Origin of the sequence: Collimonas sp. OK607, assembly GCF_900111995.1 — a bacterium.
GTDB lineage: Bacteria > Pseudomonadota > Gammaproteobacteria > Burkholderiales > Burkholderiaceae_D > Collimonas.
This window is the reverse complement of sequence record NZ_FOKF01000011.1, coordinates 71492-84106: the sequence shown is the minus strand read 5'-3', so window position 1 is coordinate 84106 and position 12615 is coordinate 71492. Positions and strand designations below refer to the sequence as shown.

General features: G+C 55.6%; 16 protein-coding genes and 2 pseudogenes. 3 read left to right on the top strand and 15 right to left on the bottom strand.

The genetic code is table 11. The features are described from left to right. Positions 1-60 precede the first annotated feature (60 nt). Both BM029_RS26580 and BM029_RS26080 read right to left on the bottom strand, forming a co-directional pair. Entirely contained in the window at positions 61-234 is a 174-nt protein-coding gene (locus BM029_RS26580) for a hypothetical protein (RefSeq protein WP_211482460.1), read from the bottom strand. Continuing rightward, positions 231-533: a GNAT family N-acetyltransferase gene (locus BM029_RS26080; protein WP_211482459.1), complete on the bottom strand. Its 303-nt coding sequence runs from the start codon at positions 531-533 to the stop codon at positions 231-233. Before BM029_RS26080 ends, BM029_RS26580 begins: the two co-directional genes overlap by 4 nt. Positions 534-721: 188 nt before the next feature. Between BM029_RS26080 and BM029_RS10085 the strand changes: the two genes are divergently transcribed. Both BM029_RS10085 and BM029_RS10080 read left to right on the top strand, forming a co-directional pair. Continuing rightward, entirely contained in the window at positions 722-1642 is a 921-nt protein-coding gene (locus BM029_RS10085) for a bestrophin family protein (RefSeq protein ID WP_092435470.1), read from the top strand. 28 nt (positions 1643-1670) lie between these two features. After that, entirely contained in the window at positions 1671-2633 is a 963-nt protein-coding gene (locus BM029_RS10080; RefSeq protein ID WP_092435468.1) for a Dyp-type peroxidase, read from the top strand. A gap of 25 nt (positions 2634-2658) precedes the next feature. On the opposite strand, the gene BM029_RS10075 is transcribed toward BM029_RS10080, so the two are convergent. The 13 genes and pseudogenes from BM029_RS10075 to BM029_RS10020 form a co-directional block, all read right to left on the bottom strand. Then, complete coding sequence (locus BM029_RS10075; RefSeq protein ID WP_092435465.1) at positions 2659-3315, bottom strand: glutathione S-transferase family protein; 657 nt, start codon at positions 3313-3315, stop codon at positions 2659-2661. 102 nt (positions 3316-3417) lie between these two features. Continuing rightward, positions 3418-3990, bottom strand: a complete 573-nt coding sequence (locus tag BM029_RS10070) for a DUF6529 family protein (RefSeq protein ID WP_139217224.1) — start codon at positions 3988-3990, stop codon at positions 3418-3420. A gap of 55 nt (positions 3991-4045) precedes the next feature. Continuing rightward, positions 4046-4744 carry a CDGSH iron-sulfur domain-containing protein gene (locus BM029_RS26245; protein WP_092435461.1) on the bottom strand — a complete coding sequence of 233 codons (699 nt, stop codon included), beginning with the start codon at positions 4742-4744 and terminating at the stop codon, positions 4046-4048. A 107-nt stretch (positions 4745-4851) separates the two neighbouring features. Beyond that, complete coding sequence (locus tag BM029_RS10060) at positions 4852-5241, bottom strand: cupredoxin domain-containing protein (RefSeq protein ID WP_092435459.1); 390 nt, start codon at positions 5239-5241, stop codon at positions 4852-4854. 3 nt (positions 5242-5244) lie between these two features. Next, positions 5245-6150 (bottom strand): metallophosphoesterase family protein, encoded by a 906-nt coding sequence (locus BM029_RS10055; protein WP_092435457.1) that lies wholly within the window; start codon positions 6148-6150, stop codon positions 5245-5247. A gap of 81 nt (positions 6151-6231) precedes the next feature. Continuing rightward, complete coding sequence (locus tag BM029_RS10050; RefSeq protein WP_244544993.1) at positions 6232-6621, bottom strand: c-type cytochrome; 390 nt, start codon at positions 6619-6621, stop codon at positions 6232-6234. A gap of 107 nt (positions 6622-6728) precedes the next feature. Continuing rightward, positions 6729-7460, bottom strand: coding sequence for an anti-sigma factor family protein (locus BM029_RS10045; RefSeq protein WP_092435454.1), 732 nt, complete (start codon positions 7458-7460; stop codon positions 6729-6731). Beyond that, positions 7460-8107: pseudogene (locus BM029_RS10040) on the bottom strand (RNA polymerase sigma factor); the annotation flags it as partial. The pseudogene BM029_RS10040 and the gene BM029_RS10045, both read right to left, overlap by 1 nt. A gap of 358 nt (positions 8108-8465) precedes the next feature. Beyond that, the gene (locus tag BM029_RS10035; protein WP_244544991.1) at positions 8466-8978 is read right to left on the bottom strand and encodes a dethiobiotin synthetase; all 513 of its coding nucleotides are present in this window, start codon (positions 8976-8978) and stop codon (positions 8466-8468) included. Positions 8979-9081: 103 nt separating this feature from the next. Further along, positions 9082-9219 carry a hypothetical protein gene (locus BM029_RS25890; protein WP_170851038.1) on the bottom strand — a complete coding sequence of 46 codons (138 nt, stop codon included), beginning with the start codon at positions 9217-9219 and terminating at the stop codon, positions 9082-9084. A 408-nt stretch (positions 9220-9627) separates the two neighbouring features. Beyond that, positions 9628-9993, bottom strand: coding sequence for a nuclear transport factor 2 family protein (locus tag BM029_RS10030; protein ID WP_092435446.1), 366 nt, complete (start codon positions 9991-9993; stop codon positions 9628-9630). A 116-nt stretch (positions 9994-10109) separates the two neighbouring features. Continuing rightward, positions 10110-10742 carry a glutathione S-transferase family protein gene (locus tag BM029_RS10025; RefSeq protein WP_092435443.1) on the bottom strand — a complete coding sequence of 211 codons (633 nt, stop codon included), beginning with the start codon at positions 10740-10742 and terminating at the stop codon, positions 10110-10112. 69 nt (positions 10743-10811) lie between these two features. After that, positions 10812-11567 carry an SDR family oxidoreductase gene (locus BM029_RS10020; protein WP_092435440.1) on the bottom strand — a complete coding sequence of 252 codons (756 nt, stop codon included), beginning with the start codon at positions 11565-11567 and terminating at the stop codon, positions 10812-10814. Between the two features lie 104 nt (positions 11568-11671). On the opposite strand from BM029_RS10020, the pseudogene BM029_RS10015 reads away from it, so the two are divergent. Beyond that, positions 11672-12590 (top strand): annotated as a pseudogene (locus BM029_RS10015) (LysR substrate-binding domain-containing protein). Positions 12591-12615 lie beyond the last annotated feature (25 nt).

Sequence of the window (12615 nt, the reverse complement as noted above, 5' to 3'; positions counted from 1 at the left end):
GTCTGTTTGGGTGAAGTTGCGCTGCTTCATTCTTGCGCTCGGCAGGAAATCGGCTTCAGTTCAGGTCGCGAGTTTCGTCAACGCTTCTGCGTCCAGCCGGTAAAAAACCTTGTCATGCCTCCTGGCGCCCCCGATGTCATTATAGAAGGACAGCAGCCTTGGATTGTCAGGGTCTGCTGTCCAGTCGATCCGACCAAGTCCTCGCTCTTTCGCAAGCACAGCCAAGGATTTCATGAGCGCGTTCCCGAGTCCGTGCCCCTTTTCCGTTTGCTGACAAACAGGTCCTTCAGGAAGATGCCTGGCTGCAGCCACGGCCCCGGATAGATTGCAGAGAACGCCGCAAATCCGAGCACGGAATCGCTATCTTCGGCAATCAGGAGTTCTACGCCAGGAGGCCTGTTTTGTAATCCGGACAGGATTGTTTCACGGGGCGGGCATGGCACGGAGTAATGTGCCTGCATCTCCTCCATCAGAACAGCCACGGCGACGGCGGCGTGATCATTCTCACTTAACAAGCGGATGCTGGTGGTCATGGACTATTCCATCATATTAACAAATGCATCATACAATTTTTGCCAGCCAATGTGGAGGAACTGCTGGTAGCACATACATAGCCGCCCGCGTATTTATTGTGTTGCCGCTCATATTTGTCTACCATGACGACAGAAGCCGCCATGCTTTCACGCTCTCGAACCCCTACAACTTTAGGCATTAGAACCTTATGATCGTCAGACCGATGCAAAGCTGGTTCCGCATGCTTTTCGTATGGAATGGCTCGGTGTTGCAATCGATCATTCCTCAACTGATTGTCATCGGAATCTTGAGCAGCGTGGCGGTACTGACGCATGGTGTTGTTTTTGGCGAAAAAATCCCGCTGAGTACGGTGCCATTCACGTTATTCGGTCTGACGCTGGCCATTTTCCTGGTATTCCGAAACAATGCCAGCTATGCCCGGTTTACAGAGGCGCGGCTTTTGTGGGGAAACCTGTTGATTTCTTCGCGCACGCTGATGTCGCAGATCCTGTGCTATCAGCCTGAGAGTGTCGATGAAGCGGAGCGGACTCACGTGGCGAATACCCTGATTGCGTTCATCTACGCACTAAAGCATCAATTGCGCAAGACGGATGCTACCGACGATCTGGTGCGCCTTCTCGGAAAACAACGGACGGATGATCTCAGGCACAAGCACTATAAACCCGTGGCGATTCTTAACGATATACGCAGTCGCCTGGCCACCTCCAGGGGCTTGCTATTGGAATCCGATATGACCCGCTGGATGCTGGACACGCAAATCAACGAGCTAGAGAGAAGTGTCGGCGGCTGTGAGCGAATTGCTTCAACACCTATCCCTTTTGCGTACAGCGTATTACTGCATCGCACGGCATACGCCTATTGCATGCTGCTTCCGTTTGGCCTCGTTGACTCGATAGAAATTTTTACGCCGCTTATTTGCGTTTTCATCTCCTATACGCTGATCGCGCTGGAGGCGATTGCGAACGAAGTTGCCGAGCCTTTCAGCCTTGCGCCAAATGCCTTGGCGCTCGACGCGATTACCCGAACAATTGAACGCTCCATCCTGGAGCTCTGTGGCCGTGAAATTCCCGAAGAAATCGCACCCGTGCGTCCATATCAATTTACCTAACGATGAATAGAAACAGGATCAAATAAATATGCCAATTCCACAGACAATGCTGTCGGTAGTAGCGCGCGACGAGGTCCATTTGCAGTTTACGCTGAAAAAGGGCGTCGACATCGGGCGTCTTTTCAAAACGCTCGGCAAGCTCTGGGAGTCGGAAATAACCGGCATCGCAGATCCAACACTCAATCAACATCATCAATTAACTGGAGGCACTGCAAATATTGTCCTGGGATTCAAGCCCGAGCTATGGCGAGAGGTTTATCCCGCGGATGTTCCGGATAATCTTCATTCTTTCGATAAAGATATCGTAGGCACCAATGGCATGGTCGCCCCAGCTACGCAACACGACCTTTGGATCTGGATCACGCAGTCAAACGCCGCAACGTTATATGACAGCATGAGCAAAGCTGTGTCGTTGTTGAATCCATTTGCCGACCTTGCCAGCGAACAGATTTGCTTCCCGTATCACAATAACGTGACATTCGACGGCTTTGCGGATGGCGTTGCAAATCCTAATCCGTTTCGCGCCAACAGCGTCGCCATCATTCCTGCCGGCGAAAAAGGTGAGGGCGGATCAACCGTGCTGATCCAGAAATGGCGGATGGATGTTGAAAAATTAAAGAGCTTGTCTGTTCACGGGGCTGAAAACGTATGGGGCAGGACCAAAGCCGGAAGCCACCAGCTATCGCCTTTGCCCGAAGATTCTCACGTCGGCAGGAATCAGTTCAGAAGAAACGGTGAAGAAATAGATATCGTTCGCAGAAACGCCAATTACGGCAGTGCGAAAGAAGCGGGAATCATGTTTGTCGGGTTTTGCAACGACATCACGGTCACCATGGGGATGCTTAAACAGATGTACGGCGTAGGTGCCGATGGCGTCTCGAAGACGGACAAGCTGCTCGATTTCTCTACTCCACTTTCCTCAGCGATCTATTTTGTGCCCAGCCTGGATGCACTGTCGAAAATGGATATTTCGCCAGCGGATCCTGACTAAGAGTTACAACGCATAGAGCCTTTTTTTAGTCGCGATCCGGTGCGCCAAGCGGAAAGAAATGGCGATAGGGACGTGCTTCATCGATCGCCCGTGCGACCGACGGCCGTGCATTCAGGCGATTACGATAGGCGCGTACGTTGGGGAAAGCATCGCTGATGGGGTGAACCCAGTCCGCGTAGAACAAGGCAGGAGCCGCAGAACAGTCGGCAAGGCTGAAACTATCGCTGGCTACCCATTCGCGGTTCTCCATCCGGTGCTCTAGCCAGGTATACGCCGTGTCAAGGTTCGCTCGCGCACGAGCCACCGCATCGGCGTCGCGTTTCTCTCCGCGCAGCGCGTCGGAGACGATCGCCTGCATCGGCGTGTGAACATAATTGTCGAAAAAGCGATCGGCGAACCGCACATCGAGCGCAGCGGCCGCATCAAGCGGGACCAGTCGTACCGGACCAGGATGATGCAGGTCCAGATATTCAACTATGATCGTAGACTCGATTACCGACTTCTCTCCATCAAGCAGGACAGGAAACTTCTTGAATGGCCATAGCCGTTCCAGCTCAGCCGTCGAAGCAGCATCGCCAAGGTCGATTATGTGAAGCGTGAACGGTGTGTCGTTCTCGTAAAGTGCAATTATCGCCTTCCAGCAGTATGAGGCGAACGGGTGGGCATAGAGGGTTAGCATCATTCTATGGAACTCCCTTATACAGGTTTGGTTATGATGAATACATATTACTCAAGTCGCGTTACCCACGATAGATGGGTTTTGGAGACGCTTACGCTGGGCATGCTATATGCCAACGCCAAAGGCACTGAAGTACCAGAATGCAGATGTAAGCCACAAACCCAGGAGAATGGAGAACAGCAAACTTCCAGCAACTGGCAGCGCCCAGCCTCGAAAGCCGTTTGAGCGGACAATGAGCACCTTTGCGAGAACGGTCCCGTAGAGAAACGACCCCAGCAATGAATGAATGTAGGCGCGGGTATCATATGTCCCGAAGCCGAGCAGGAAAATGCAGTGGTAGGCCACTGGCAGTGTCAGCAGGATGGCTATTCGCCCCGACCAGCGATGCACCACATGGTAGAAGCGCCCCTTCGGTGGGAAGCGTAGCACTTCATAGATACGCGACGCCGTCAGCAACTGGCCCAAAGCCAGCAGCAACGCAGCCGTTATCAGCCATGCCTTCATATGCAGGGTGTCGCTGAAGAACAGGTGAAAAAAGGGAGTTTCGTAGGGCTGCCTGACGGTCTTGCTTGCCACAAAGCCGACAGTGATTGCGACGAATGCAACCAGCACCAGAGGAAGCACAAGAATCACTCGACTGACAACGACGCGCCTGACGGGGGCGGCATTTTCGTTCATTGATCCGTTAAGCATGACTGTTAAGCATGATCCGCCCCTCATCTGATTTGCCGACTCAGATCTTGTCGCTGAACCTGATTGACGCATGCGTGCCGTCGCAGAAAGGCTTGTTCTGCGATGCGCCGCAGCGGCACAAGGTCACGCGATTGCGCACTTCGTATTCGAACCCGTCGTCCCCGATCAGCTGCACGCCACCACGCAACCATAGCGGCCCGGAGCAATCCTTGGCGGGGTCTTCGATCAGGCATATGGATGGTTCATACATCGGCTCGACCGGTTTGCCGGTCTGGTTGTCCCAAGCCACCAGCCGCCCCGAAGGGCAGTCGCAGGTCTGGCTGACGAAATGCTTGCTCGCTGAGGGGTTGTCTGTTGCGCTGACGAGATTCCACACCCCGCCACGCGGATCGCAAAAGCGCGCGAACGCGCACAAGTTCTCGACGTCTGTCAATGACATCGTCGGACCTTGTATTACTTTGGCCTGATCGAGATACGGCTGGCGGCTCGCGGTTTCGGTGCCGTCAAAACCAGCTTTCGCATGCGTGCCGTCGCAAAACGGCTTGTTCGCGCTGTGCCCGCAGCGACACAGCGCGTATTGCCCCTGAGATGGATATTGCTGTTCCTGCTCCCACTTTACCGACTCGCCATCTTCGTTCGCGCCGATGATCTCCTTGCTTAGGGGGACCTGGCCCGAGACGATATACGGGCCGTTCTTCGAAATCTGGACTTTCGCGCCTACGGGTTTCTGCTGGTTCATCTGAGGCCTCCGATTGGGTTGGGTAGGTTGAATATCCGCACCGCACCGCTCAACGCATCTTGATTATTTCGTCCCGCATTGATTTCCCCGTAATAACAGAAAATGCATCAACCTATTACGGTTATTTTCCCACTCATTTCCTCATGGCCGCTGCCACAGAAATTGTCACATAGAAAGTCGTATTCACCAGCCTTGTCAGGTGTCAGCCGAACTTGGGTTACCTTGCCTGGCGGCAGGTCAGCGCGGATATTCATATCGGGTATCTTAAACCCATGCACGAAATCCACGGATGTAAACTCCAGCACTACCGGCTCACCCGTTTTCAGGACGATCTGGTTCGGCGTATAGACGAATTTTTTGGCTTGAATTTTTATCACCCTTTCTTTCGCAACATTCTTTGTCTGCCCCTGGGCCTGGCCGTTAATGAGCGACCCCGATAGAACCGCTCCGATGCCGTAGACGACTCTTAAACATACCTGTCTTCTTGAGTGATCCATGGCTTACGTCCTTATCACAGGAAATTCAGTGATCTTGTAATCGCTTTCCTTGCGTTCAGCTTCCACCTCGCGAAAACCGAGTCCTTTATTCGGCGCAGCAGCATCCCACGGCAAGGGGGTGCGCTTATCTTGCGAGCCTGGTGCCGGCAATGGGAAAATGAGCGACTTGGCTGCGTGGTGTGCGATCTGTCCCGTCATGTGGTGATGTTCCTGGTGAATGTGGCCATAGAACACCGTTACATTGCTGTATGGCGCCAATAACGCAATCGCTTTGTCACCATCGCGGGTGGCCCAATCCCATTTGGGTACCAGATCGAACAGGGGACGGTGTGTGAAGACAACAATCCGCGCATCTTTTGCTTGTTTGGCAAGATCGTTTTTAAGCCAATCCAGTTGAGCATCACCAATGCTTGCACCGGGATCGGACACGTTATCCAAAGCGATGAAATGCACACCCTTATGATCAAACACGTAATTCGTCGGGCCAAAGTTTTCCTTGAACGCCGCGCCGTTATCGAGCGAAGCGTCATGCTCTCCCGGGATGAAGCGTACCGTTTTCACTTTTAATCCGGCAGCAATCTCTTTGAACTCGGCCATACGCTTCCGACGTTCCTTCGGATCATCCGTCGTGTGGGTCAGATCCCCGGTAAAGATAATAAAGTCAGGTTGCACTTCAAGTGCATTGACAGTTGCAACCGTCTTCTTGAGTGTGTTGAGAGCGTCCGGATTGGCCGCACCGCTATACCCCCAATGAACGTCGGACAACTGAACGAAATAGAAATCGTCGTAAGCGGATGCTGCCGCCGTTTTGTCGGTCGTTGCAGCTTGCGCGTGGCCATATAGCCCGGAAATAAATACTGCACCGCCGCCGACTGCGGTCAGTTTCATGAAACTTCTGCGATCAATCATGATTTTTCTCCTTGAGTTGGTTGGAATGGGGCTGTAGGGCAGTCTGTTACGGAACAAGTGTTTAACAGGTCGGTCGAGTGGTCAGGGTTTATCTTCTCGTCCCGCCTCCTTCTTCAAATAGGCAATCAAATCGGCGCGATCTTTTGCGTCGGGCACCATGAAACCCATTTTTTGCCCCGGGATCAGTTTCTCGGGATTTGACAACCATTTATCCAGCGTTTTCTCGGTCCACACGATGTCGGATGACTTCACCGCTGGTGAGTAGGAATAATCAGCGTGAGTTCCAGCTTTCCTGCCAAACAGCCCCTTGTGTGCCGGCCCGACGCCGTTATAGTCAATCGAGTGGCAGGACATGCACATGGTTTGGTAGAGCTGCTGGCCGCGTATCGCATCGCCGGCAGCTGTTGCCGTGCTGCCGAAGCCCATCAGCACGGCCAAGCCCAGGCCAAGGAATATGTGATCTTGTTTCATGGCGAAATCCTTTCGATTTGCAAGTTTGTTGGCGGCCGGTCGATGTAATCCATTCCTGTAAACGGTATAACTCGGAACGCGTGGAAAATATTCCCGTCAATCTCGATTTATTCCTTATTATTTTTTTCCTGCGGCGGGTTTTCTTCACGGTCCTCCTCGGCCTGCGCCGCTTGTTCGAACGCTTGCAGGTGGGTAGATTGGGCATCGGTGATGGCCCAGTAAGTCATGCCGTTGCGCTGCCAGCGAGCCATCGCATAGCCATCCGAGGCCCGAGCGGCGGGAGCCGGCGCACCGTCTGTATCGGGAAAAATGTACAGGTCGATGGGGTGCTTTTGATAGCGATAGATCAATACCGCGACGGTGCGGTGACTCACGTAGTCGACTCTCCCGCCGACGAGCGGAAAACCTTGTGCTGCGAGATCGACGACTGGCGGCGTATAGTCGAGCCTGCCGTTGAACCACGGCTTGACGGTGTGCTGATCGGTCGACACCACGTCGATCGGATGCTGCGACAACAGCGCGCGCACATGACTCGACACAATCTCCTGGGCGATTGAGCCGGTCGGCGCCGGTCGCTGGATCAAGGTGGCCGCGCTCAATGCCAGCGCACAGACCGCGATCCCAGTAACGCCGCCGTTAAGCCATGCCCGCACGCCATCGGTAGTGAAGCCGCCCCATGCGAAGAGGGTGCGGCGGGGAGACTCGCGCGGTGACTCGCCCATTGATTCGCGCTGCAATTCGGCGAGCACGCGCGCGCGCAGATGGGGTGGGGCGCGATGATAGAGTGATCCGTCACGCAGCACACTGCCAAGCGAGCTTAATGTTTCTTTCTTATCCATTATTTAACTCCTTTTGGTGAACCCGGCGCAGGCATCCTGACCAGGTTGCCGTCTGTCTTGCCGCGCGCGGGAGCAAGCTCCGAAGGCATCGCCCCCTGCGCTTTGCGCACTGCTGCACAAAGCAGGCTGCGGCCACGCGCCAGCCGCGACATCACAGTGCCGATCGGAACGCCCGCGACGGTCGCAATGTCGCGGTAGCTCATGTCTTCCAACTCGCGCAGGACCAGCACCTCGCGATATTCGACCGGCAATACGCCGAGCGCGCGATGAATCATGTCCACATCGTCGCGCCGCACAGCGAGCGTTTCGGGATCGCTGCCGATCTCGTCGACCCATCCCGGGAGTCGTTCGTCGTCGTGCAGTGCGTCGTCATAAGGCGTGTCGTCAGCCGCATCGTTCCGCCTGCGCCATTCGGTAAACCAGGTGTTCCGAACGATCGCGAGTAGCCATGCGCGTGGGTTGTCTCCATGGAAGCCGTCGAAGAACCGGAAGGCGCGCAGGTACGCATCCTGCACGACATCGTCGGCATCGCTCGCGTTGCCGGTCAGCCAGCGTGCCAGGTTGTAGGCAGCGTCCAGATGCGGCAACGCCAGTTCTTCGAATCGACGTGACCGGCGTGAGTTGTCGGCCGCGATCACGGTGATCTCCCGCTTTCGCTGATTTGCATCTGGTCTATTTGGCGATTACGCCAACCATATGAGAGTACCTTGTCATCGTTTCTCATGAGTTGCTCCATTGCCTGTCCGGTCGAGAGATGCTCGCAGCATCCGGGCGCCTGAAATGCTGACGCTCATACCCCCATAACCGCCAGTGACCGGAATTTATTCCTGCAATATTTTTTGACTGGCGCGACAAATCCGGGAATAAAACGAAGAGAGCGGCGGTATACGCGCAGATACGCGGAGATCCTCATGCCACTTGCCTAGCGGAAACGCATCAAAGTCTCGGTGGCGCCGTCTTACCCGCTGACGATGTCTGGGCGGGTAGTCCGGTTCACAATCATTTTCAGTTTTGTTCCTGTTCCGGATCCGGGCCTGCCTGGGTAAGGCGCAATACGCCATCCGGATCGAAGTAAAAATGCATCATCGAATACCACACGCCGTCTTGCAGGAAGCGGTAACTCCAGACATGGCGCCGCATGAGCGGGAAATAGGCGGTTTCAACCGGTCTGCCAAAATGCACCAGCACATCCTGCGTGGTCCACTGGCCGATCCTGGCCCGGCCAAATTCCTCGATGGTCAATACCTGCTTGATGCTGACCACTCGCCCATGCGAGTCGATGTCGGCCGCCCACGTGTATTCGCCGGCAGGTTGCGTGGGATAAAGCCAGCGTGTGGTGTCATCCGGCAGGTGATAGACCTCGCGCGGAGCGCCGAGCCGAGCCTGAACTTCGTTCTGACTGGCGCCAGGCGGAATGGATGCCGGCGTGGCACAACCGGCTACCAGCATGGCGACGGCGATAGACGCGTAGTGAGCGTTCAACCAGCGGTCGCGCTTCATGGAGTGGATGGGGCTCATGGTTTACCTCCAATGAATAATCATATGAATGGGATCACGGCTGCCAGGAAAAATAACCCGGCAGCCGTCGTCAGACCTGGCCAACGGGCAGTTGCAGCTTGCGTCACTGTCCGGAGTACATGTTGCCCGGATCTGACGACATGCCCGAGGCTGCATTCATGGGATCAAGCTGTGCGCATCCGGCAACGGCAAGAGTGAAGAGCGTGACGCCAATGGCGAGAATGATTTTTGCGGATTTCATGATGATCTCCTATAAGGTCGCGAAAGATAGCAATGCATGACAAACCGGGGAAAGCGTTGGTTTGCCAATCAAATGAACACCAGAGTGTTATCAGGTGCCAACCGGGGCGGCACTGCGCCGTAGCACGTCTTTTGCGCTGCGGGGGCTATCCATGTTTCCTGTTCTGGAAACACTGGTGTGTGTCGTCACTTGTATAACTGCGGGCGTCCGGAAATTATTCTCGCGATATTTTTCTGTCTGCTCCCCGTTGCGGGGAATAAAATGAAGCGTGCGCACGTATACTGGCGCCCGGGATGTCGGCCGCATTCTGCGAACTGGACTCTCGCGTTATCCGCTACCTATGGCGGCAGCGGATACCCCCGGATACCTTATTTATCGGTTGTCAAAACGCGAGACATCAACGGCTGGTCACGATGGCTCGGAATCGAGAAAGACATAGAGCGCTGCGATTTTTCCGTCCCGAACGATGATCACGTCCCACCCCGTATACTCGGGAGCGTCGCCACGCGGACCGGACCCCCAGGCTATGCGACCGGCGTTATGAAGGGTCTGAGGTTTGCTGTGCGGCGTATATACGAAGTGCGGATGCGTCGCACGCAGTTCACCCGAGAATTTGTCGAGTGCATCGTGCCCGAGGATAACGCCCATGGGCGTATAAGTCATACAGTCTTCGGTATAAAGCTCTTTGATCGCTGCGCGACGACGCACTGCGTCGCCTTCGCCGAAAACCTCCTGGAGGTTGCGAAAAAGCAGTTCATGGGTACGGTCTTTCATAATATTTCTCCTTAAACTTTTGCTGTCGGCCGCTTGCGGCCACATGGTGTGAAAATTTCTTTTATGCCCATGTCCTGAAGCGGATGCACCAGGACGATGTGAATCGCGCTGCCGTGCTACCGGGCAAGCGCCAAGGTCTTCTCGACCGCAGCGACGACTGCGGATCGAGTCGAGACTTCGCCATACCAGCGCCGTACGTTCGGGAACTTGTCCAGAGACGCACCGATTGCCTGATGGCGCCAAATCCACCCGAAATGGGCAATGTCTGCGATGCTGTATTCGTTGTCGGCGACATACTTGTGATGCTCGAGGACGTGGTTGAGTACGCCGAGCACCCGCTCGACTTCCGCAAGCGCGCGTTCCTTGGCTTCAGGCTGCGGCGGCGACTGTATCGAAACCTGGAACGCCTGCAGGAAGGCAGGGCTCAAGCCGGAAGCGTGGAAGAAAAGCTGTTCGAACACCTTTCCGCGGCGGCCTTCTTCGGTTGGCAAAAGTTGCCCGCTTTTCTCCGCGAGGTAGACGAGGATTGCGGCGGACTCGCTGAGTACCACCTTGCCATCCCCGGACTTGGGGTCGCGGTCCACCAGTACAGGGACCTTGGCGTTGAGGTTCATTTCTTTGAACGCAGCTGTTTTCTGCTCGCCTTGACGCAGGTTGACTGGAACTAACCGATAGTCGAGTCCCATTTCTTCCAGTGCGATGGGGACTTTGACGCTGTTTGGCGTCGCGAATGCAAAAACTTCAATCATGATCATTTCCTTCAGTTTGTGATTTAGCTGGCCGGTTCGAATTCGAGATCAGCCATCCGGATGTCCCTGTTAAATCTGCGCCTGGCCGCCGTCGACGAAGATCTCCGTGCCGGCGATGAAACTCGAATCGGAGGAGGCGAGGAAGGCAGCGACACTCGCCACTTCGTCGGGATCGCCGACGCGTCCAAGCGGGATGGTCGTGGTCATGTAGTCGAGCAAGCCCTGTTGCTGCGCGGCGTCGGGGCCGGCAAGGTCGACCAGGCCCGGGGTCTTGATTGGGCCGGGACTGATGACGTTGACGCGGATACCGCGCGACTTGAGGTCGAGGGTCCAGCTGCGGGCGAAGTTGCGCACCGCAGCCTTCGAGGCGCTATAAACGCTGAATGCAGGTGTGCCCTTGATGCTGGCGTTGGAAGCAGTCAAAATTACCGATGCGCCGTCGACTAGCAGCGGCAGCGATTTCTGGACAGTGAAGAGCACACCCTTCACGTTGCGGCCGAACGTGTCGTCAAATTGCTCTTCGGTGATGGATCCCAAGGGCAGCATGGAGCCGCCGCCGGCGTTTACGAACAGCACGTCGATGCGACCGGCCTCCGCCTTGACGCGCTCATAGAGGCGATTGAGATCGGTGAGAATGCCGGAATCAGCTTGTATGCCGGTAGCCCTCGACCCGATCTCCGCTACAGCGGCGTCGAGTTCAGCTTTGCGGCGGCCGGTCACAAAGACCTGCGCGCCTTCCGATGCGAAACGTTTGGCCGTGGCCAGGCCGATTCCGGTGGTGCCGCCGGTGACAACGGCAATTTTTCCTTCGAGTTTGCGTGACATGAATTTCTCCTTCGTGTGGATGTATGGCGTTACAAGACCAATTTATGGCATCATGCCATTTTTTAAAATAGCAATAATTGAAAACTATCGTTGCAGATTTGTAGATGTCGAAACTACCGGATTTTGAAGGCCTTGCAATGTTTGCCAAAGTCGCCGAGGAGGGCTCCTTCGCCGCGGCTGCCGCAGCATTGGGAGTGTCGGTTGCCACGGTGTCCCGTGCAGTCGCGCGTCTTGAGGAGCGGCTGGGCGGCCGCCTGTTCAACCGAACCTCGCGGCGGCTGTCGCTGACGGACTATGGCCATTCACTGGCCGAGCGGGCAGGGAAGATGTTCTCGGTGGCCGAGGAGGCGGAGGACTTTGCGCGTGAAACCTCGAGCCGACCCCGTGGGCTCATCAAGTTGGCCGCACCTTTGTCATTTGGATCTCGCTGGGTCGCGCCATTGCTACCCGAGTTCTTTCGGCTCTATCCCGATATTTCGGTCGATCTTCACCTCGGGGACGCGCATGCCGATCTGATCGGAGAAGGGTTTGACGCGGCCTTGCGTATCGCCATCATGGAAGACTCGTCGCTGGTCGCGCGCCTCATCGCGCCGGTACGCCGGTTTGTCGTGGCTTCACCCGCCTACCTGTCGAGATACGGCTATCCCCGGCATCCGCAGGATCTCGGCGCGCATCAATGCCTTTCCTATATGAGCAGGAGCAAGCACGATGTGTGGCGCTTCACCAATCGAACAAGCGGCGAGGAATGTGCGATCACACCATCCGGGATGTTACGGGGGAACGAGCCTGGAAGCGCTTTTGCCAGCGGTCCTTGCTGGAATCGCCATTGCCGAGCTCCCTGAGTTCGCAGCGGCCCAGTTCCTGCGGGAGAAGCAGCTTGAGGCCATATTGACCGAGTGGCGTCTGCCGGAAGGTGGCTTGTATTTTGTCACTCCCTCCAACCGCGCCCGAGCGGCGAAGATCAGGGTCTTGGCCGATTTTTTTATCTCCAAACTTTCGGAAGCTGGATGGCGGGCGGATTAGATTAAGAAATGAAACCGGGCTAGAT